The 22,131-nt window shown below is 38.5% G+C and carries 16 protein-coding genes and 1 tRNA gene; 6 read left to right on the forward strand and 11 right to left on the reverse strand.

Features of this window, described 5'->3' with window-relative positions; translation table 11 throughout:
• Positions 1-16: 16 nt before the first annotated feature.
• Complete coding sequence (locus BM141_RS11080) at positions 17-1,921, forward strand: tetratricopeptide repeat protein (RefSeq protein WP_091545193.1); 1,905 nt, start codon at positions 17-19, stop codon at positions 1,919-1,921.
• Here the strand turns inward: BM141_RS11080 and BM141_RS11085 are convergent.
• From BM141_RS11085 to BM141_RS11095, 3 genes are read right to left on the reverse strand one after another with little or no spacing between them, the layout of a single operon-like run.
• Positions 1,908-2,666 carry an FkbM family methyltransferase gene (locus BM141_RS11085; protein WP_091545195.1) on the reverse strand — a complete coding sequence of 253 codons (759 nt, stop codon included), beginning with the start codon at positions 2,664-2,666 and terminating at the stop codon, positions 1,908-1,910. The two genes, BM141_RS11080 and BM141_RS11085, sit on opposite strands and share 14 nt — an antisense overlap.
• A gap of 29 nt (positions 2,667-2,695) precedes the next feature.
• Entirely contained in the window at positions 2,696-3,139 is a 444-nt protein-coding gene (locus BM141_RS11090; protein ID WP_091545198.1) for a nucleoside deaminase, read from the reverse strand.
• A 35-nt stretch (positions 3,140-3,174) separates the two neighbouring features.
• Positions 3,175-5,361 (reverse strand): 7TM diverse intracellular signaling domain-containing protein, encoded by a 2,187-nt coding sequence (locus tag BM141_RS11095; protein WP_091545200.1) that lies wholly within the window; start codon positions 5,359-5,361, stop codon positions 3,175-3,177.
• Between the two features lie 215 nt (positions 5,362-5,576).
• Here BM141_RS11095 and BM141_RS11100 point away from each other — a divergent pair.
• Positions 5,577-5,650: transfer RNA gene (locus tag BM141_RS11100), tRNA-Arg, on the forward strand.
• Between the two features lie 103 nt (positions 5,651-5,753).
• Here the strand turns inward: BM141_RS11100 and BM141_RS11105 are convergent.
• From BM141_RS11105 to BM141_RS11115, 3 genes are all read right to left on the reverse strand, one after another.
• Positions 5,754-6,200 (reverse strand): hypothetical protein, encoded by a 447-nt coding sequence (locus BM141_RS11105; RefSeq protein WP_091545203.1) that lies wholly within the window; start codon positions 6,198-6,200, stop codon positions 5,754-5,756.
• A 130-nt stretch (positions 6,201-6,330) separates the two neighbouring features.
• Entirely contained in the window at positions 6,331-10,812 is a 4,482-nt protein-coding gene (locus BM141_RS11110; RefSeq protein WP_143090897.1) for a PKD domain-containing protein, read from the reverse strand.
• Positions 10,813-11,014: 202 nt separating this feature from the next.
• Complete coding sequence (locus tag BM141_RS11115; RefSeq protein ID WP_091545206.1) at positions 11,015-12,097, reverse strand: Gfo/Idh/MocA family protein; 1,083 nt, start codon at positions 12,095-12,097, stop codon at positions 11,015-11,017.
• A gap of 119 nt (positions 12,098-12,216) precedes the next feature.
• On the opposite strand from BM141_RS11115, the gene BM141_RS11120 reads away from it, so the two are divergent.
• Entirely contained in the window at positions 12,217-12,840 is a 624-nt protein-coding gene (locus tag BM141_RS11120) for an HD domain-containing protein (protein WP_091545209.1), read from the forward strand.
• A gap of 313 nt (positions 12,841-13,153) precedes the next feature.
• The gene (locus tag BM141_RS11125) at positions 13,154-13,768 is read left to right on the forward strand and encodes a Crp/Fnr family transcriptional regulator (protein ID WP_221407668.1); all 615 of its coding nucleotides are present in this window, start codon (positions 13,154-13,156) and stop codon (positions 13,766-13,768) included.
• A 6-nt stretch (positions 13,769-13,774) separates the two neighbouring features.
• Here the strand turns inward: BM141_RS11125 and BM141_RS11130 are convergent, their stop codons facing one another.
• A complete protein-coding gene (locus tag BM141_RS11130; RefSeq protein ID WP_091545214.1) occupies positions 13,775-14,776 on the reverse strand; it encodes a hypothetical protein in 1,002 nt (333 codons plus the stop codon).
• Between the two features lie 404 nt (positions 14,777-15,180).
• Here BM141_RS11130 and BM141_RS11135 point away from each other — a divergent pair, with 404 nt between their 5' ends.
• Together BM141_RS11135 and BM141_RS11140 are read left to right on the forward strand one after the other, a co-directional pair.
• On the forward strand, positions 15,181-15,597 hold the full coding sequence (locus tag BM141_RS11135) for a hypothetical protein (RefSeq protein ID WP_091545216.1): 417 nt from the start codon (positions 15,181-15,183) through the stop codon (positions 15,595-15,597).
• 36 nt (positions 15,598-15,633) lie between these two features.
• Entirely contained in the window at positions 15,634-17,766 is a 2,133-nt protein-coding gene (locus BM141_RS11140) for a choice-of-anchor I family protein (protein WP_091545219.1), read from the forward strand.
• 78 nt (positions 17,767-17,844) lie between these two features.
• Here the strand turns inward: BM141_RS11140 and BM141_RS11145 are convergent, their stop codons facing one another.
• From BM141_RS11145 to BM141_RS11160, 4 genes are all read right to left on the reverse strand, one after another.
• A complete protein-coding gene (locus tag BM141_RS11145) occupies positions 17,845-18,261 on the reverse strand; it encodes a response regulator (protein ID WP_091545222.1) in 417 nt (138 codons plus the stop codon).
• Positions 18,262-18,529: 268 nt separating this feature from the next.
• Positions 18,530-19,621 (reverse strand): TlpA family protein disulfide reductase, encoded by a 1,092-nt coding sequence (locus BM141_RS11150; protein ID WP_091545225.1) that lies wholly within the window; start codon positions 19,619-19,621, stop codon positions 18,530-18,532.
• Between the two features lie 40 nt (positions 19,622-19,661).
• Positions 19,662-20,072, reverse strand: coding sequence for an acyl-CoA thioesterase (locus tag BM141_RS11155; protein WP_091545227.1), 411 nt, complete (start codon positions 20,070-20,072; stop codon positions 19,662-19,664).
• Positions 20,073-20,134: 62 nt separating this feature from the next.
• A complete protein-coding gene (locus BM141_RS11160) occupies positions 20,135-22,129 on the reverse strand; it encodes an FG-GAP-like repeat-containing protein (protein ID WP_177217348.1) in 1,995 nt (664 codons plus the stop codon).
• Positions 22,130-22,131: the final 2 nt, after the last annotated feature.

Raw genomic sequence — 22,131 nt, forward strand, 5'->3', positions numbered from 1 at the left:
TAAAATCTACTACACTATGCGTTACCCCTTGTTAAAAATTACTTGTGTAGTGCTCTTGCTTGCTTGTACCCCTTTTAAACCATTAAAAGCACAGCAAAGAGGAACTATTCCTGAAAATCAGCTAATGGCTATAGCTGAGTCAAAAAACATGGCAGAGAAATATCAAGCCTCTGACCCCAATCAAGCTACTCAATTTCTCAATAAAATTGCCTTTATCTACTGGGAACATGGTTACAACAAAGAAGCCATAGACTATTTCAAACGCTCCCTCTCTATCAATGAAAGCATAGGCAATAACAACGCTATCACGATGATTAATCATAATATTGGCTCTCTATACTCTGACATGGGCTACTTTGATGAAGCATTGAATTATTATTATAAAACCTTAGAAATTAGAAAGTTTAAAAAAGATAAAGAGGGCATTGCCTCTGCATGGCTTACTATTGCAGATACCTACTCAAAACTTAAGCAATATGACAAAGCCGTACAGATATTGGAAAACGATGCCTTGAAAGCAGTAAAAGAACTCGACAACGAAGAACTCATTAGGAACTGTTATGGTCGTTTGGCAGAAAACTATGAAAAAATGGGCAATGCCGAGAAATCTATACAGTATTTTAGGTTTTTTACCATGTTGGACGACAACCTAAGAAGAAAAACAGAAGAAGAAAACAAGAGAAAAGTTTTGGAAGCCCAGCTCAAAGCAAAATTAGCGGAAGCTGAGAAAATAGCCCAAGAAGGAAAAATCCTCAACCAAGAGCGAAAACTCCTCGCCGCAGAGAGCGAAAAGGAAAAAATGAACCGACAAACCAAAGAGCAACAAAAACAACTACTTATCCTCCAACAACGTCAAGAAAACGCTAAACTTTTGGAGGAAAAACTCAAAAAAGAACTTGAATTTGACAAACTGGTGCAAAGGTCGCTCATAGGCGGGCTGGGTTTAGTATTTATTTTGGGTTTCGTAGTCTTTTATGCTTACCAGCAAAAGAAAAAGGCAGGAGTGAAACTTGCCTTACAAAATATGGAAATTTTGAAGCAAAAAGAAGAAATCCTTTCCCAAAGAGATAACATCGAGAAGCAAAGTCAAGAACTCCAAAAAACCTATCACGAAGTCAAAGAAGCTAATGCAAAAATTACAGGAAGCATCAACTATGCCCGCCGTATCCAAGATTCTATGCTTCCTGACGAGGCTACTTTGCAAACTTTACTGCCAGAAAGTTTTATTTTATTTAAGCCCCGAGATATAGTAAGTGGTGATTATTATTGGTTTACGCATACTGAATACCCTGATAATCAGCACAAAGACACCCCTATTCATAAAATTCTCATTACAGCGGCAGACTGTACAGGACACGGCGTACCCGGTGCTTTACTTACTATGATGGGTTTTAATTTATTGAATGAAATCGTGCAAAATCGACATATTACAGAAGCTGATTTAATACTTAATGAACTGCACAAAGGCGTGAGAAAAGCCCTCAAGCAAGAAGAAACAGAAAATAGAGACGGCATGGACTTAGCAATGTGTGTTTGGAGGCAGGAGGATAAAATCTTAGAGTATGCAGGTGCAAACAATCCGCTCATTATCATTCAAAATAATGAGTTACAATATTTTAAAGCTGACAAGCACGCTATTGGTGGATTACAAAAAGAGGCGAATAGAACATTTACAAAGCACGAAATTTCTATTCAGCAGCCTACAGCTGTCTATATGTTTTCAGATGGCTATGCCGACCAATTTGGGGGTGAGCATGGACGAAAATTTACTATCAAAGCCTTGAAGGAACTTTTGCTTGCGATTCATCACAAACCTATGCAAGAGCAAAAAGAAATCTTAGACGTAGAAATTACCAAATGGAAGGGCTTGCATCACAAGCAGATAGACGATATTTTAATGTTAGGATTTAGGTTAGGCTGAGCGTATTTTTTACACCAATAGTATCTCTGCCTACTCTGTATGCTTTGAAGCCTTGTTTTCTTAAAAGGAGTAAGATTTTTTTATAAGAGCTAAAACTCAAAAAAATATGCTCAAAAATAACTATTTCTGTGTTAAGTGCTTGTAAATCTATGCTTTGTAAAATCTCAGCATCTTGCCCTTCGGTATCTATCAAGATGAGTTGTGCTTGTGAAAATTGATATTTGTTTTTTAAATCATTAAAAGACAAGCAGTTGATTTCTTCTTCTATGATATAGTCCTTCAAATTGGGAGTGCCGGCTCCGTGTTGTAGCAAAAAATGTTTGTTCAGCGTTCCCATTCTTTCATAGTAATCAGGAAGTGCTAAGGAAGGAGCAGTGCGATAAAATTTTTGCTTGCCTGTTTGCTTAGCGATGGCTGAGTTTTCAAATGCAATAGAAAACCCTTGATAATTTTGCTTTAACCTCTCAAACAAGTAGCCAACAGGTTCTACCATAATGCCTTTCCATTGATGTTTTTTGACATACTCGGCAATGGGGTCTTCTGTGATGCCATCATTTGCCCCGATATTGATAAAAAAAACATTGCTTTCTCTCAGGGCGGCATATTGCCTAAGTATATCGTCTAAATCAGTGATATAAACGGGTCGCCAAGATGCTCCTAAGCGATAATAGCTATTTTTTAGCCATTGATATAGCCCTGACTGTGGTGAGAGTATCTTTTTGATAATGTATTTGAGAAATTCCATTAGTACTGATAAGCATAGATTTGTGATAGCTATTTCCTCAGTTTTTTGAAAAAATCCTTTAAGAGCATACTTGCTTCTTCTGCAAGTAAACCATTGACTACTTGTGTTTTAGGGTGAAACAAAGAAACGCCTACTTTGGTACAGCCATTTTTCTCATCGCCTGCTCCATACACTACTTTTTTGAGCATCGCCCAGTAGCAAGCCCCAGCACACATGACACAAGGCTCTAAAGTGGCATAAAGCGTACATTCGCTCAAATAGCGAGAGCCTATGGCGTGAGTAGCGGCAGTAATCGCAATCATCTCGGCATGGGCAGTAGGGTCGTTGAGTGTAACTGTCTGATTATAACCACGTCCAATAATTTTATCTTCATAAACTATTACTGCCCCCACAGGAATCTCTCCCTGCTGTGCCGCTTGCTGAGCCAAACGCAAGGCTTCGTGCATAAAATATTCCTCTCTTTTTTCTGACATGGACAATGAATTATGATAAAATAGATTTGAAAGTGTTATAATACTTTTACCCCGATAACCAGAATATCGTCAGTTTGGCTTTCATTTCCTTCTTCTATCCAAGTTTTTAGCTTCTGTTCTATGTATTGCTTTTGAAAGTCGGCAGGTGCTTGATAAATCTCTAAAAATACTTGTTTCATTTGAGAAAGCATAAACTTCCTTTGTATTTTCCCACCGAATTGGTCTTGGTAGCCATCGGAAAAGATATAAAAAGTAGTAGGCAAAGATAGGTCAATGAGGTGTTTATTGAACAAATGCTCCTGCTCCTGTCGCTCCCCGCCAATGGAAATCCTATCTCCCTTCAAGTGATGCAATTTGCCTTCTTGGAGATAAATAATTGGATTTTTTGCCCCTGCAAATTCCATTTTTCTATTGATTTTGTCTATTACTACTAAAGACAAATCCATGCCTTCTCTACTGCTTGTTTCCTCTTGACGCATTACTCTACGGACAGCTCTATGCAAGGAATTGAGGATTTGGTCGGCTTCGGTAATTTTTTTCTCTATGACTATTTCATCTAAAAGCTGATGACTAATCATAGTCATAAAAGCACCGGGAACGCCATGACCTGTGCAATCAATGGCGGCAAGCACGATTTTGGCTTGCTCTGGAATTTCTGCAAACCAATAAAAGTCCCCACTTACTATATCGCGAGGGCGAAAAAATACAAAAGACTCGGGCAATACTCTTTGCATCAGACTGATATTTGGCAAAATGGATTGTTGGATTCTTTGGGCATAGTTCAGGCTGGAGGTAATCTCTCTATTAGTTTCTGCTAACTTGGCTCTTTGTTCATTGACAATCTCTAAGGTTTGCTGTGTTTCTTCCAAGACTTGGTTCAGTTTTTCATTGGTTATGGCTAATTCACTATTGGCACTGCCCAGCTCATCGGTGCGTTGTTTTACTATATCTTCTAAGTTGTTATTGATTTGACGCATTTCCTCACTCAAATCCTCAACTTTCTGAAAAGCCTTTGAAAATAAGGAAGATAGCAATAAAGTTTGAGAAAAAATAAACGCCAATAATCCCAAAGGAATAGCGATGAATGTATTGATTACCTCGTTGGCATGGAGCAAATCATTGACCGTTGCTGCTATGATGCAAACTACTCCGACCAAAAATGTGATGCTTCCCTCTCGCCTCAAAAAGACAATTCTTACTGTAAAATAGAGCGTATAAGCAAGAAAAACAAGGGTAAAAACTTGAAAGCCTGTTAAGAACTTAGAGTAAAAAACAATTTCCCTAGACAAAGTTACTATGGAGTAAGCAAATGCTACCCACTTGACTACTTGGCAAACTTTGAGGGAAAAGTCTTGTGGATAGACTGCATGAAAAAAGTAGGCGGCACAAAGAAGTCCCAAATAAAACGTAAGATAGGAAATTTTGCTTGAGAGTTGGAAAGAGGTATCTTCATAAAAATCAGTAATGACAAACTCATCAGTTACCAACATTCTCAAAGAAATCGTAAAACACAGCAAGCCGAAATACAAAGCGGCTTTATTTTTCTTCCTAAAAAAATACAAACTCAGGTGATAAAGCCCCATCACTACTAAAATTCCTAAAACAAAAAACAAGTAATTAGTTTTTGCTTGATGCTGCCCAATAATTTGATTTTCAAGCCCTATTTTGAATGTACCTGTAAGTCCTCCGTAACGGTCTTGGTAATTGGCTACCTGAATCAGCAAGTCTAAGGTATCTTGCCTAACCTCAAAAGCATAAAACTGCGGATTGATGTTGGGAATATGGTTTTCTTCTTGGGTTGCTACTTTACCTACACCTCCAAGTTTTTCATTTTGCAAAAAAAAGTTATACGCCGTATTGATGTAGCCTATTTTGAAGGCTAATCTCTTGTTTTTATACTTAGGGTTGAGGTAGATGTGCAAACGATAAGTAGCATAGCCCTTTGCCTCTAAGATAGCATCTTTCCAGCGTAGTCCATTCCATTTGCTTGGAATTGTATGAAAAACAAAGTCTTCACTTTCTTGGTTGGGCATAAGCAAGTGTTGCCAATACAACCTACATTCCCCATTGATGTCTATGATGCCTCCTTGTTCAAATTCCCATTGGCTAAGGTCTAAAACACCTTTTATTGCTTTGGGCTTTGAGAGTAGCACAGGCTGGCAGGAAGAGAAACCTACAAGAATGAACAGTCCAATAAAAAATAAACTCTGAGATAAAGACATTTGATTGAGCGGATAAGCTAAGTAGCAATGTTAGTGAATTTATTTTACTTTTGAGAGATATGAAGGAATTTTATGTGTGTGTAATAGTAAACTTAAAATGTGAATCCTGATACTATAAACTATCAAGGCAATTTTTTTAATAAGTTTAGAAAAATGAAACCTACAATAAATTTTATGGATTTTAATTTTTTATCTAACTTTGTACTATCAATTAAGCACCCATAGTTCAACTGGATAGAATATCAGATTTCGGCTCTGAGGGTTGAGGGTTCGAATCCTTCTGGGTGCATTTTTTTTTAATTTAACAAATTGAATAGCAAACCATTTAGAAAACAAAAAACTGCTTGATATTTTTGTATCAAGCAGTTTTCTTTATCTCGCTGCTTGTGATTTTAGGTAGCTGGAACAAACTCGAAAGTGTATTCAGGCTCGGTTTTGTTGATGCTGGGAGGAATCTTAAAGCGAATAGTAAGTTTGCTTTCGGTTTTTTCTACCAAAGTAACAGCAAACTCATTAGCCGTTCCCTTGTCAAAAATGATTTGGGTTTCTCCACTGCCAATTTCCCACTTTCCGTTGTTGCTGGGATTGATGACTACGCTCACAGGTGCGCCTCCTACCGTAACAGCATACGTACCATTTTGCTGTAACAAGAGTCGGAAATTGTTGTAATTTCCTGCATTGTCCACCTGCCCATTGATGAGTACTCGTGATACTTTCCAATTTTTAGACAGGATTTCTAGCAAAGTTTTGGGCGTTGTAACTTTTTTAGGGCAGGCAGTAAGCAAGCCAATTGCCACAAATAAGGCAAGGAAATGAATGGTTTTATTTAGAATTTTCATGTCATTGATATTTTAAAACTTTGTATTTTAAAAAACTTGTTTTACTTGGTTGATTTACCACAAGTTCACAAGAAAATACAGGACTTGTAGTGTTTGTGTTCTTGTGGTAAATAATTGCTATTTTTGGCTTTTAATGAATCACCAATTTTTTTACTACTCTGTACTGTCCGTTTTGCATCTCTAAGAGGTAAACTCCTTTAGGAAGTACAGACAAATCCAACTGATACTCTGCTCCTTGGATTTCTGACAAACTCCATGTTTTACCCATCAAGTCCGTAATTTTTACTGCGAATGCCCCATTGCCAAGCGTATGTTTCAAAGTAAAATTGCCATTTTCCGAAGGATTAGGATAGACGTTTACTCTACTGGCGTATGGGTTATCGTTGGCACTTGCTACGGTGATATTGACATTTTTCTCTACTTTGGGTACGGTGCCGCAGTACTTACTTTTGACAGTGAGCGACACTTTGAAAATACCCACCTCTTGGAAAATATGCGTAGGGTTCTTTTGTGTACTTGTTTTTCCATCGCCAAAATCCCACAAATATTCATCACTTGCCTCACCTATGGTGTTGTTGGTAAAGACTACAGAGCCTCCTTGCGAAGAGCTGATTTGATACGTCCAATCTACTTTGGGAGCTTTATAGAAAAAGACTTGTACCGTATCACTCAATACTTCTCCACAAGCAGTTCGCACACTGAGCCAATATTTTCCTGCTTTTGTTACTTTGAGTTTTGGCAAAGTAGAACCATCAGACCAAGTGAAAGTAGCAGTTCCTTGCTTGATTTTGCTATCCAAAATCACAGAATCTTGGCAGGAGTGAATCGTATCAGGGAAAGCAAGCGTAGGTTTTGCAAAAGTTACATATACTCTATTGACTAACTGATTTTTGCAAAAATCTTCCATAGTTACGGTATAAAGCCCGTCTTTGTCTATGCTCAACGTTTGGGTTTTGCTGCCATCATTCCACAAGTAAGAAGCGGCGATGCCTCTGTTGCCAGCATCTAAGATGTAAGGAGTTTGGCAAGCTAAAATCGTATCTTGGGTAATGTTTGCTTTGAGGCGGTTAAAAGTAACCCGAATAGTATCTCGCCCCACTGCGCCGCAAGTATCTGTTACGGTTACGCTGTAAATACCTGATTGAGTAACTTTTAATGTGCGAGTGGTGCTTTTTAAATCATCATTCCACAGGTATTTTGCGCCAGGGTTTCCTGCATTTAGTACGATTTCTTTTTCACAAGTAACGATGTCTTTGCCCAAATCTACTCTGAAGAAGCTCACGTAAATACTATCCCTAAGCGTCAATTTACAATCTTTGCGGTTCATAGTGATTTTGTACCAACCCTCTTTATTTACTTTCAAGATTTGGTTTTTGCTACCGTCAGACCACAAAAATTCTACTTCGGGCACACCTGCCGCTGGTAAGCCATTCAAGGCATCTAAGACCACTTCGGGCTTGCAAGAACGCATAGAATCGCGACCATTGCCTATGTTAAGCTCGGGCAAATAAACTATTGTGCTATCTGTCAGGGTTTTATTGCAGTCTTGTAAAGTAACGCTCACCTTGTATTTTCCTGATTTAGTAACTTTTAAAGTTTGTCCTGTGCTTCCGTCAGACCATAGGTATTTTGCATTTGGAATTTTGGTGTCTAAGACCACTTCTTTGTTGCAACTCACAGTGTATTTTCCCAGATTTAAACTTACAAAATTTACTTTTACAGAATCTATCAGTACGTCTTTGCAAGTTTCAGTTGTAACTTGAACTTTATAAGTCCCTGATTTTCTGACTCTTAAATTCTTATCTATGCTTCCGTCAGACCACAAATATTTGGCATTGGCTATTTTGGTATCCAAGACTACTACTGTATCACAAGTAGTTATCTCCTCGCCTAAGTTTAGTGCAGGTTTGGGAAGAACAGTAATCGTTACCTCTGCGATAGCTGGCGGGCAAGCATCAAAACCTCCGCTTGATACGGAAACGGTGTAAGTGGTAGTGCTTTTAGGGCTGGCAATGGGGTTGCGAATATTAGGATTAGAAAGACCCTCAGCGGGTTTCCAAACATACACTTGCCCACCACTCGCTTTTAGTTCTATGCTTTCTCCTTCGCAAATGGTTGCTTTACTTGGGGTAATGGTTGCAGTAATTTCTTTTACAAATTTTACCACAGTAGTATCTCTTACTACGCAACCTCCTCTACCTGTGGCTGTTATCCAATATTTTCCTTCTCTATTAATGAATATGTTTGGCGTAGTTTCGCCTGTATTCCATTGGTAAGTTACGCCCTCCTGCTGTCCACCATTCCAAGAAATGCTATCTGCGACTAAGGGGAAACCTCTGCCAACACCACAAAAAATAGTCGTATCTGCCAAAAAGAGTTTAGGACGTGGAGTTACCGTTACCAGCAAAGAATCTTTGATTATGCCACAAGCCCCTCCTGTATGAATTTCTACGTAATAAACTCTTGTTTTTGTAGCAGTTACAACAGGGTTAGGAATATTGACATTGGAAAGTCCTTCCGCAGGCGACCACTTATAGGCTATACCTCCTGTGGCGTTGAGCTTAGCAGTTTCCCCTTCGCATACAAAAATATTTGCTCCTGCATCAGCTGGCGTATTGGCAAAAGTTACTCTGGCACTGCCTTTTACCGAACAACCATTTTTAGTAACTACTACCGTATAAGTATTCGCATTGCGAACTTCTATGGTTTGGGTCGTTGCTCCATTTGACCAAAGATAGCTTACACCTGCCCCCGCATTGCCCGCATCTAATTTGACTACTGTCCCTTGGCAAACTACGGTATCTTTCAAGTTGAGTTGTAATTCACCTGATTTTCCAACTATGATATAGCCTCTTTTGGTTTCTGTATGTGTCCCCATAGGATTGGTTGCTACCATAGTTACATCGTAAGTTCCTGCATTTGAATAAGTTACTATTGGATTTTTCTCAGTAGAAGTTGCAGGTGTACCACCTGTAAATGTCCACTGAACAGTAACCGCATTGCGGCTTTCATCTTTGAAGGTAATTTCTCCCTTATCGCAAAGGGCAGTTTGGTCAGCAGAAAAGCGAGCAATTGGGGCTTGTATGGTGTTTCTACATGCGTCTGCCCCTACTGCTTGCATAGGCTGGGGTCCGCAATCTTTTGGGGTACTACTTTGATTAAGTACAAAAGCAGTAACTTGCTTATTTCTATCGCTAATGGTTTTCTTTTCTCCCGGATTGAGTTTGTAGTACATCAAATCGGAGGGAACATTGACATAACCTAACTGACTTACCCTGCCTAAGAGGTGCAAAAATTGGGTTTCTATGTCAATATTTTGTTTTTTCAAAGCGTTTAAGTTCATCACGATTTGAAACTCGTCCAATCTCCAATTTTCCCCACTGCCTATATCACAATTGTCATAATAAAAATACACCTCAGAGAGCAGTGTCCCTAAATAATCTCCTGTGATAATCAGGGAGCTTACCCCTCTGAAGCCAAAATCTATATCGCTTTGATATTCTGCTAATTCTATGTTTACTCCTGTATTGCATCGCCAAGTACTGAGAGCATTGCTAAAAACGGTCAAATCATTTCTGTCCTCAAAAAGCGTAGGAGAGGTAAAAATGGTATAGCCTCCTTTGTTATTTTTGTTTACCAAATTGGCGTTAGCGGCAGGGGTGCGATTGGGGCGTGGAGGGAAAAGCCAGCCCGTAGGGGTAGTCAGTACAGAATAATTTACTGTCAGAGGAGCAATCGTTCTTGCTTCTGCTTTTTCATCATTGATGACAGCAATCGTTCCTGTTCCTGCAAAGGCGGGTACATAAACCTCGATTTTAGTATCTGACCAGCTAATCAACTCTGACTCGTTCACATTCCACCCAAAATCCTCAATCAGAGGTTTTAACGTGCTTCCACCTGTTTCTGCATTGGAAAAGTACACATTCCCATTTCTACCTCTCTGCTCACCAAAACCACTCCCGTTGATAGTAAGTTTGGTACGAGTTCCCCCTGTAACAGTAGCAGGGACAAACGACTCTATCTCAATAGACTCCGTCCTCGCATTACTCTTGCGCGGCTTAGGCTCAAGAAAAAAGGAAGTACTTTTTTTGGTTTGGAAACTATGCCCTGTTTGTTGTTTTAAAACACCATACAAGTCATTTTCTACGCTTTCAAATAAAAAGCCTGTAGCGGAGAAGGCTTTTTTCTGCAACACATCGTACAAAACAAAACCTTGCGTAAGCATTTCATTTTGTTTTTGCTTTTGTTTTACTAAAAACAAGCCTATTTCTCCCTGCTGTGGCATAAGGCTGGCGGTAGTCATCATTTTATCTCCGACTTTCCCGCCTATGCTAACGATGTCGATGTTCTCTGAGGAAACATTGCCTTTGAATACTTTGTAAACTTCTACGGTATTTTTGGTGTAAATAAGTGTGCGGTCAGGATTCCAAAAAGAAGACTGAGCGATGATTTTGCCTTCTACTATCAAATCTGATTGCTGGACTTGCTCGGTAAGCAAACTCGACTGTGCATACACAGCCAAGTGAAAGGCAAGAAAGGCTAAGAAGCCAAGTAGTACCTTTTTCATGGTAGTAAATAAATTAAGTTTAAGTTTGCGAAAAAGTAAAGACATTTCGTTTTGCAGTTTTCCCACGTGGTTAGAAAGCTGCTAAACAAATTTTCTCTTTACCCTGTTGCGCGCGGGAGGGCAAAGCAAAAATTGGAATAAAAAATTCTTAGTACTAAAAAACTTTAAACCCTTGACGGTGATAAAAGGAGGGTGGTTGCAATTAAGAGAAATTTAACTTAACTTTTTTGAATAGTAATGTTAATTTTTAAAGCCTTACTACTTCCCCTGTCCTTACTGACTCATCGCAGGCAAAGGCAATTTTTAGGCTATTCACTGCATCTTCTAAGTGTTCGCTGAGGTCTAAGTTTTCTTTAATTGCTTTTAAAAAATACGCTTGTTCACGATTACAGAGTTCTTGGTGGTCAGGTTCATCTTTCAAATCTATCCACTGGTCAGGTCTTATAAACTTATTTTGAGTATCTATGTCTGCGTAGTGTACTTTCAGAGATTCTGTTTTAGTGTGGGCATCTACGTTGTCAGACTTACCACTACCTCCAGCTTCTTTGGCTACAATCGACACACAGCCCCTTGGACCGATGACATCTTTGACGAAAAAGGCGGTTTCGCTCATCATCGGTCCCCAACCTGCCTCATACCAGCCTACCGAGCTATCCTCAAAGCGAATTTGCAACTGCCCGTAATTATAATTGCCTTCGGGAATATCCTCTGTTAGCCTTGCTCCTATGGCACTTACCTGCACAGGTTTAGAGCGGGTCATTTGGCACATCACATCTATATAATGCACCCCGCAATCTACAATAGGGCTAAGGCTTTTCATCAAGTTTCTATGTACGTCCCACATCGTTCCTTGACTTTGTTGGTTTAGGTTCATTCTCATTACCAAAGGTTTACCTAAGGTTTGAGCAATTTCTATGAATTTTGCCCAAGAAGGGTGATGCCGCAGAATGTACCCTACGACCACCTTTTTATTCGCCTTTTTTGCTGCTTCCACGACCCTTTCTGCTCCAGCTACTGTGTCTGCTAAGGGTTTTTCTATAAAAACATGACAGCCTGCTTCCAATGCCTTGATAGCAAAGTCTTCGTGGGTATCTGGGTAGGTAGAAATGCAGACAGCATCAGGTTTAGTAACGGCTAAAGCTTGGTAATAGTCTGAAAATAAATCATAACCACCCCCCAGCTTTTCATTAAGCACTTCTTTACTTTTTCCTGTCGAAACAATACCACAAATGTCAAAACCTTCTATATTTTTATAGGCAGTAGCATGAGATGCTCCCATGTTTCCACAACCGACTACTAACACACGAATAGAAGAAGTAAGATTTTTCATGTTTTCTAAGAAATTAATTTATAAATTTAGCCAATTTAACTTTGCTTGAGAAGCCAATTTTACATGCAGGCTTTCAATTTGAGCAAAAATAGAAAAATAAACTATGTTGAAATATCAAAATGCAGATTATTAATTTCATTTGGCAGGAAATCTCTAATAAATATGCCCTTTCACAAAGCGAAAGTAAGCAGATATTAAGTCAAATTCAAACGGCTTATAGCCAAAAACAGCGGCATTACCACAATTTGCATCACATTGCTGACTTGCTTTCTCAGGCAAAAACACATCAAGAACATTTGCAAGATGCGGAGAGTGTTTACTTGGCTATTTTTTTTCATGACATCGTCTATCATGCTTCTAAAAGTAACAATGAGGAAAAAAGTGCTTTGCTTGCTGAGAAAATATTGAAAGAAATGAAAGTAGAGCAAAGTAAAATAGAGAAAGTAAGTAGCTATATTTTAGCTACAAAAAAACACTTACCAGCACCAGAAGCTGGTGATTTACAGTTCTTTTTAGACGCTGACCTCTCTATCTTAGCCAGTGAATCAGCCCGCTATGAGCAGTACACTGCCCAAATTCGCCAAGAATACAGTATCTATCCTGATTTTCTATACAAAGCAGGACGGAAAAAAGCCTTACAATCTTTCTTGGAAAGAGAGAAAATTTTTTACTTTTATGGTCAAGATTATGAGCAGAAAGCAAGGAAAAATATTGAAAATGAGATATATACGCTTAGCAGATAATAATGACTTTGTTTGTATCTTTGAATAAAAAGGTTTTACGGGAATCTATTGTGGCTATTGTAGGTTAGTAAAAAAGGATTATCTATAAAAAGGTAAAAGTTAGTCTTGGAAATGAAAATAAATTGTTTATATTTGTAGATAGAATTTAGTAACGATTAGACTAATTGAGTTTGCTGTAAATCAATTATTTAAGTACTAATAAAATCAAATTAGCATCATGAAATTCGTACCTCCTAAATGTGAAAACTGTAGCATAAAAAATGACTCTCTATTCTGTTTATGCCAGCAAGAAGAAGTGCAACATGTTAGTCAGGTGAAAACCTGCAATATATACAGGAAAGGGCAAATAGTTTTTCATGAAAATGCAATGCCTATTGGCTTGTATTGTATTTATGAAGGTAGTGTAAAAATCAGCAAACTCAATAGCAATGGGAGGGAACAGATTATGAGAATAGCTGCGCCAGGTGATTTCTTAGGTTATCGCTCCTTGGTAGCACACCGTCCTTACAGCGATACAGCCATTGCCATAGAAGATACTACTATTTGCTTAGTACCTAAGTCTGAGTTTTTTAACCTGATGCAAAACAACAAAAAGTTTTATGAGGCTTTGTTGCAAAAGATTTGTAGAGATGCAGATGAAATGGAAAATAAACTAAGCAATATTGCTTATAAACCTGTAAGAGGACGCATTGCAGAAGCTCTACTGATTTTGGCAGGTAAAAACGCTCACGAGGGCAAGGAAGCAAAACTACAGCCCTATATCAATCTCACCCGAGAAGATTTGGCGAGTCTGGTTGGCACGGTGAAAGAAACAGCTATACGCACTATTTCTGAGTTTAAGGACGAGAACCTTATCGCTATAGATAAAAGAAGAATTAGGATTCTTAATTTTGATAAGTTAATGCATATCAGCAACTTGTATGACTAATGATAGCTAAGCCAAACCTTCTTGGTCGCTTTTCCTGAGAGGTGCTTGGGGTTTCTTTTTCCAGAAATAGTAAAGCCCAAATAAGCCAACTATGACGCTTGCTATCAAAAGTATATAATCGTCCTCTTCCTCTTTATCAAAAGCCAAATTGTCATTGCCATCTATTTTGTCTGCTTCTGTCGTTTCTGTAAACTCATCAAGTGCTGGGTTGGCTGCATAGTTCTCAGCAACATCAGTATTTTCTTCTGTAACAGTTTGTTCCACAAAAGAAGGAGTAACTACATCATTTTTAACAACAGTTTCTTCTTTCGCTTTTTTGGGATTTTCTTGTTTTTTGGAAGAGATATTTTTAGGTGTTTCTACAATCGCAATCGCCTGCTGTCCTAAAATATTAGCACTAATTTTAGCTTCCCTCAACAAGGCTTGGCTTTGGGCTAAAGTGGCAAAATCTTCGCCTAAATCATTTTTGGTGGCATTATCGGTAACAGCCCATACGGCATACTGCCCTATTTTATTTTGAGCATCTTTTTTCTCAATCAAGCGAGCCAAACGAAGTAGAGGCTCGTCAGCTAACTCACCCACATCATATCTTATATAAATATCTGGAGAATTTTTATGAAGTTGCCCACACATGGCATACACTCTATCTGTAATCTTTTCTTTGGGACGCAAGGTGTAAAAGAGAGTTTTCGTAACCACCATATTTTGCGAGCTACTATCTCTGGAAAGCAACATGGTTCCACATCTTAAAACTACATTGATAATAGAGTCAGACATATTTTTCATCTTGATGTCTATACATTGACCAAAGTGAGCACTTGTTAGGTCTGGCTGTAGTTTGTTAGGATTATAAGCTCCTCTAATGCTTACAGATAGCTTTCTACTCAACTTTGCGTCTAAAATAGAGAGTGTATCTTTGGGAATACGTTGTTGGTAAGGTTCTGCCCAAGACAAAGTAAGGACGGAAACCATACAAAAACTCAAAGCTACATTTAAGAAATACTTCATAAGTTTAACCAATAGATTATCAGTAAAATACAACTTAGCATATTGTATATTAGAGGTAGCATGAAATTTTAACTTGTAAATTTAGTAAATTATACCTACAAAACAATTAGAATGTGTTTGATTTTTTTATTAACATAATGTGAAAGCACATTTGCATTTCTTTGCTACCCTTCCTATTATTCGTTAAAAATCAAATTTGGTTACATTACTCAAGCAAAATTTCTCGATTTAATTATAGCTATCCATCATCTTTAGCGTACGGACTCATGTTTTTACAGTCTGAATAGTTCTCATTCACAAAAAATTCAACTCTTTGAAACTTAGAGTTTACATCAAAAATATCTTAATCCTTCCCTTTTGAAATAATTTTGCAGGTATTTAATAAACCTAAAATTTTTTACGCAATGAACAAGATAATACCTTTTCTTTTGTTTTTGATAATCACCGCACAGGCTTGCACACCTGAGAAGGTTGCGACTACGCTTGCTTCTATTCTTACACAAGGCAGTGGCAAGTGGAAAGTAACTTTTGCTAAGTTCGGCGATGAGGAACCTCCAAGAGGCATGTATGACCGATTTTTGATTGAGTTTAGGGGGGGAGATGTCTATGTAACTACTAATCCAGACGGGGCGATTTCACCTGCTACCTTGCCACGAGGTACTTGGAAAGAAAGCAATGGCAAAATTACTTTTGATGGGACAGTAGTCGTCAGGGAGATTACTCAACAACGCACTTCCAATAAAATTGTATTGGAGTGGGAAGTAAGTATCCCCGGAAAAGTTACCACTACTTACAGAATAGAATTGATGAAAGCTAACTAACCTCATTATTTTTTTTAATCTAAATTTCAAAACAATATGAATTTCAAAAATATACTCATTGTCATCACTTTTTCGCTTTTAAGCTTTGCGAAAAATGCTTTAGCGCAAACAATTCCGCCTGCACCGCAAGCTACGGAAGCACTGAAACTGAACTTTGTAAGCAGTTTTGCCATAGGCGGAGGTACAGCTGAGATTACTGACTATGACCCTGTTACCAAGCGTCTTTTTGTTATCAACTCTACGGCAGACAGATTAGAGATTTTGGACTTCTCCAATCCTGCCAATATCCAATCTTTTAGAACGATTAATATGACTGCTTACGGCAATGGTTGCCAAAGTGTAGCTGTAAGAGATGGCATGGTAACAGTAGCCGTAGATGTAAACGTACCGCATGGAAGCAATGGGAAAGCCGTTTTCTTTAATACCAATGGAGATTTCTTAGCTCAGGTAGAGGTAGGTAATCTTCCTGACATGATCATGTTTACCCCTGATGGAAAAACGGTACTTACTGCTAACGAAGGTGAACCTAATGACGCTTATACTATTGACCCAGAGGGTTCTGTATCTATCATAGATATTTCAAGAGGTGCAAGAAACTTAACCCAAAGCGATGTTACTACTTTGCGTTTTAATGCCTTTAATAGCCAAATTAATCAGTTGAGAGCCAAAGGAATACGTATCTTTGGACCTGGTGCCACAGTTGCCCAAGACTTAGAGCCAGAGTATATCGCAGTATCTAATGACTCTCGCAAGGCGTGGGTTACATTGCAAGAGAACAATGCACTCGCCGTAATAGATTTGGCTACTAAAACTATCACAGACCTTTTGCCACTTGGCTTGAAAGACCATAGCTTACCAGCCAATTCCTTAGATGCTTCTGACAATGGTGCTATCAATATTAGGACTTGGAAAGTCAAAGGAATGTATCAACCTGATGCCATTGCCTACTATGAGGTAGGAGGCGTACCTTATTTAGTTACTGCTAATGAGGGTGATGCAAGGGAATATGCTGGCTTAACAGAAATATTACGCGTAAGTGCAGGGGCTTATGTGCTTGACCCTACAGTTTTTCCTGATGCCGTCGCCTTAAAGCAACCTTTAAACTTAGGAAGACTCAATGTTACTAATAGGTCTGGAGATTTGGACAGCGATGGGGATTTTGATGAAATCCACGTATTTGGAGCGCGTTCCTTCAGTATTTGGAATGGTAATACAGGCGAATTGGTATATGATAGCGGCAATGATTTTGAAACTATTACAGCCAACCACCCCATTTGGAGAAATTTGTTTAATGCAAGTAATGCCAACAACACACTTAAAAATAGAAGCGACGACAAAGGACCTGAGCCAGAGGGAGTAGCTATTTTTAAGTCTTTGGACAAAGTCTATGCTTTCATTGCTTTGGAAAGAATAGGCGGTTTTATGGTCTACGATATAACCAATCCACGAAACCCTGTTTACGTAAACTATATCAACAGCCGTACTGTAGGGGCGCTTGGTGGGGACAGAGGAGCAGAGGGCATCATTTTTATCCCTGCGGAGAAAAGCCCTAACCAACAAGACTTGGTTGTGGTTTCTAATGAAACGAGCGGCACGGTGAGCGTTTACAGCATCAGTGGCATAAATAGATTCCTTGTTTCTCCTATTTTGACGGCAAAGGCAGGAAGCGGTAAAGTTATGCTTGCTTGGCAGTCAGTTCCATTTGCAGATAGATATGAAATTTTTGTGTATAGTGAAGGTAGCCCCCAACGCTCTTTGGGTATCACTAATGATATTAAATTTGAAGTAACAGGGCTAAGCAATGGCATCACTTACTTTTTTAGAATCAAATCTATCAGCAGCGGTACAGGCATAGAAAGTGATTTTTCTAATACAGTTTCTGCTAAACCTTCTGTTATCTTAGGAGTAGAGGAGGAAACTACTAACAATATTTTCCAAGTATATCCTAATCCAAGCAGTGGCGTATTTTCTTTGAAAATAGAGGATATTAAAGGCAAAGAGGCAGGAATCAAGATATTAGACATGGGAGGCAGAGTAGTTTTCCAAAAAAATATCCAAATCAATGGAAAATTGGAAGAAAATTTGTCTTTGGACTTAGCTAAAGGAATGTATTTGTTGCAAGTGAATACAGAAACAGACAGTTTCAAAAGGAAATTGGTGATAGAATAGGGAAAAAATTAGGCATAAAAAACAGGCTACTTAAAAAATTAAATAGCCTGTTTTTTTTGTTATTCAGTGAATCATCTATCAAACATTCAAATTTTTTAAACTTTCTTGTGTTAAGGGTTTATTGATATACTTCTTCACATAGGTATAATCTTTAGACTTATTTACATCTTGGGGATTAATAGAAGAAGTAAGCATTACTATTCGGCAAAGATTTTTTGTTTCTGCACTCAGCTTGTCAAATTGGTCTAAAAACTGAAAACCATCCATCAAAGGCATATCAATATCCAAAAAGATGATTTCAGGAATAACCACTGGTGCAATTCCAGCGATACGTTCCATATTTTTCAAAAACTTAATTGCACTCTTTGCTCCTGAATAGGTAAAAATGTGTTCGCTAATATTCGCCGCTTCTATCATCTTTTGATTAATGAGGTTATCTATCTCATTATCATCTATTAGCATTACTGACTTGTATTTTTTGGTAGTGGTAGCCATATTTGGTCTTGATTGTTAAGATATTTTTTGCAAATTAAAAACAATTTTTTGTATTCTGTCAATATCTATACGGTAAAAGTATAAAAGATATTTTAAAACTTTTGGTAAGATTGTAAATTAATTTGTTTTTTGCAAGTGAAACAGCCTTAAATGTTTAAGTAGTTTGATATTTTTTATGGTTGAGGGCTATTTAGAGATGCTAAGTAGCCATTATAAGGCTTGTAAACCTTATAATGGCTGGGTAAAAAGCAAGAAAATACTTGTTTGCTTACATCTGCAAAAGTTCCATAATTTTCTCTTCCAATGCCTTTCCTCTCAAATTTTTGGCAATGATAATTCCATTTTTGTCCAAAAGATAAGTCATAGGAATAGCTGTAACGTTGTAATCCATAGAGATAGTATGATTGGCTGATAAGTCAGGAATGTGATTCCATGTCATTTTATCAGAAGTAATAGCACTTTTCCATGCTTGCTCATCTCGGTCTGAGGAAATACTCAAAATCTCAAAACCCTTGTCTTTGTACTTGTTATATACTCTCACTACATTGGGATTTTCCATGCGGCAAGGTCTGCACCAAGAAGCCCAGAAGTCCAAAAGTAGGTATTTCCCTCTAAAACTTGCCAGAGAAACCTCTTTACCTTCTTGATTTTGAAAACGAATCTCTGGGGCGGGCTGTCCTATAGCAGTCTTTTTAATGCCTTCCAACTCTTTCCCAAGCTGTTTAATTTGTTCTGAGGCAGGGTATTTTTTGGCTAAATTGGTGTGAATCTTCTCTATCAAATCCAAGTCATTCTCTATGTCTAACAAAGAAAACATTTGTATTGCAGCAAAAGAGTTTTGTGCTTTCTCTAATATTACTTTAGTTTTATTCGTTGCTTCTTTGGTAATTTCCTCGTATTTTGCTTGGAGTTGGGCTTCTTCTTCATCGCTTACTTCCCTGCCGTAGAAAGATTTTTGCAGTTCCCCTACCTGTTGGGAATAACCTTCTCGCAAAGTCATAAACTCTTGCAGGTATTGGTTGTCCTCTGAACCACTGACCTCAAACTTGCCATTTTGCGTGCCGTCAGCCATAATTTTTATGGGAGAGTTGTGGAGCAGAAGGAGTTTATTTTGCATTCTGTAAATATCAATTACGTAGAAATCAGGCTCTTGTAAGCTAAGATTGAAGGCAAAATTTCCTTCTGAATTAGCAAATGCAGAATCTATGACTTTGGCACTCTGTCCTTCTATCTTTACAAGGTAAATAGGTTTTCCCTCTTGTGGAAAATTAATTTTACCTGAAACAAGTGCTTGGTTTTGATTTTCCTGAGAACAGGCGGCAATACCTATAAGGAGGAGAAGATAAATTAATTTTTTCATGTATTTAAAATGTTTATGATAATGATATTGAATAGCAAACTTAGTTTTTAAAGTAGGGCATCAGCGTATCTAATAAATACTTAGGAGGGCGACAGATTTTGCGGGTTTCTTTGTTCATGAAAACCAAGACGGATTCGCCCTTATGAAGTTCCTGCCCCGCTTCGTTGTAAATTTCATAATAGAAAACAATCTTAGCGGCTGGAAGTTCCTTAATCATTACTCTGATAGTAAGCAAGTCATCAAATTGTGCAGGCTGTAGAAAATAGGAATGATTCTCCCACACGGGCATCATAATTCCCTGTGCCTCCATGTCTTTGTAGCTTACTCCCACGCCTCGTAAGGCTTCTACTCTGGCGATTTCGTAGAAATAGGCATATCTTCCATAATAAACATAACCCATTTGGTCGGTATCTCCGTAGCGTACTCTGTATTGTATTTCGCTGATAAACATTTCTTTAAGTATATTTTTCAGTAAATCAAATACAAAGGTACACTCTTTTGACTTATTCTGACTTATTTCAAACTTTTTAAAAACTTTACGCTTTGAGGAATCTGTTGCATAGAGCGCGAAGATTCATCTTCTATGTACAACATTCTACCGTTTACTTGGCTTATTTCCCGCATAATTTCCTCCATAGGTAGCTGCCCTGTGCCGATCGTTACATCTGACTCTACAGGGGCTGAGCCTGTAAGCAAACCTATCGGCTCGCCGATTTTCATGTCTTTAAGGTGAAAACACAGAAAACGATTAGGGTATTTTCTCAACAGTAAAGCAGGATTTTGCCCACCATGAAAAGTCCAATAAATATCCATTTCAAAATTGCAAAAATCGGGATTGGTTTTTTGCACCATAAGGTCAAAGAGCGTTCCCTCTGGCGAAGGCACAAACTCGTAGCCATGAATATGGTAAAAGAATTTGATACCTTCTTTTTTGAGCATTTCCCCTGCTGTATTGAACACTTGAATCGCTTTCTCAGCATCTTCTCTTGTAAAATCAGTGCCTTTGTGTGGAATCCATGCACAACCGACTTCTGTAACTCCCATGAGTTTGGCATCTCTGATGATTGATTTTACATCATCTCTAAACTTTTCATAACCAAACAGAAAGCCCTTGCACTGCAAACCTGCTTTTTTTACTTCTTTGGCAAAATCTTCAGGGCTAAGTCCGTAGAGATTATGCCCTTCTATATGATTGATACCCCAAGACTTTACCAATTGGAGCATCTCAGGTAGGTTATCCTTAGTAATTTGGTTTCGGAGGCTATAAAGTTGTAAGCCAAGATGTTGCTCCACATATTGACTAATGGTGGGCTTGGGTTTGCCTGTATCGTTTTGTAGCCAAATATCTAAACGAGGAGTTTTCCAATTGTAAGGTTTATTGAGTATATCCATGTCGCCGTCCCCGTCCAAGTCTGCTACTTTGGCTTCGTGAAAACCCATGCCTTTTTGAAAGTTGGTTGCTTTAAAATTTCCCACGCCGTCCCCATACAAAATCAAGGCTTCTGCTTTGGGGTGGTCGGGTTTGCTTTCCTTCTCTGACCACTTTGCCATCTCTGCCACAAAAATATCTAAATTCCCATCGCCGTTCACATCTGCCAAATCCAAAGAATGTGCATGAATTAACTGCCTGTCTATCAGTTTCCTTCCTTTCCAATTTGCACTTTCCATAGGATTTTCTGCACACTCATATAGCATCACATCTCCATTGGTGTCCCCCGAAGCGATTACGACTTGCGGGTATCTCCCTGCTTTGAACTTCCCTACCGCTACTCGTCCACCTTGTTGGGCAATAGGCACGGCTTTGAAGGAATCATTGCCTTGGTACTTAAACCAATAGCTTCCTGCCAATAGGTCTGTGATGCCGTCATTGTCTATATCTGCCTTTGCCAGCCCCTCGTTTTGGCTGCCCGCTTCTCCAGTGAACAGTAGCTTCAAATTCCAAGCTGCTTGACTTTTCGGATTTTCAGGAATATCGGCAATGAATAGCGTTTTTTCTCCTTGGTTCCAAAATACCAACTGTGCTTTCCCTGTCCCTTTAAAATCTCCAAAAATTTGGTCATGGTGCTGATTCTTACCACTTTTTTTGATAGCATATCTTTTCCATGAGTTTTCATAATTGGGGTAGGGGTTTTCCCACCACCATACTTCGTTGCTTTGCCAATCCCCCCCGAAAACTATGTCTTGGTCGCCGTCATTGTCAATATCGTAGCATGCGCCGCCTGCTTCTATGTTAAGCATTTCTTTTTCTATCACTTGCCTCTGCCAACCTTTTTGGGTGCGTTGATACCAAATTAGTGCAGGAGCAGACTGACGACAAGCCACTACGAAATCGTTTACTCCGTCCTTATCAATATCTAAGATAAGTGAAGCAGTTTGCTGAGTGCTTGTCCAAGGTTTTTCTATTTTCCTATTGGAAGTAGAATAGAACTTCCAGTTTTGAGCAAAAGATAGGTTAGCGAGATGTATGCAAATCCATAGGCTAACAGTGAGAGCAATGCTATTTTTCATTT

It is taken from the genome of Thermoflexibacter ruber (assembly GCF_900113045.1).
Lineage (GTDB): Bacteria > Bacteroidota > Bacteroidia > Cytophagales > Thermoflexibacteraceae > Thermoflexibacter > Thermoflexibacter ruber.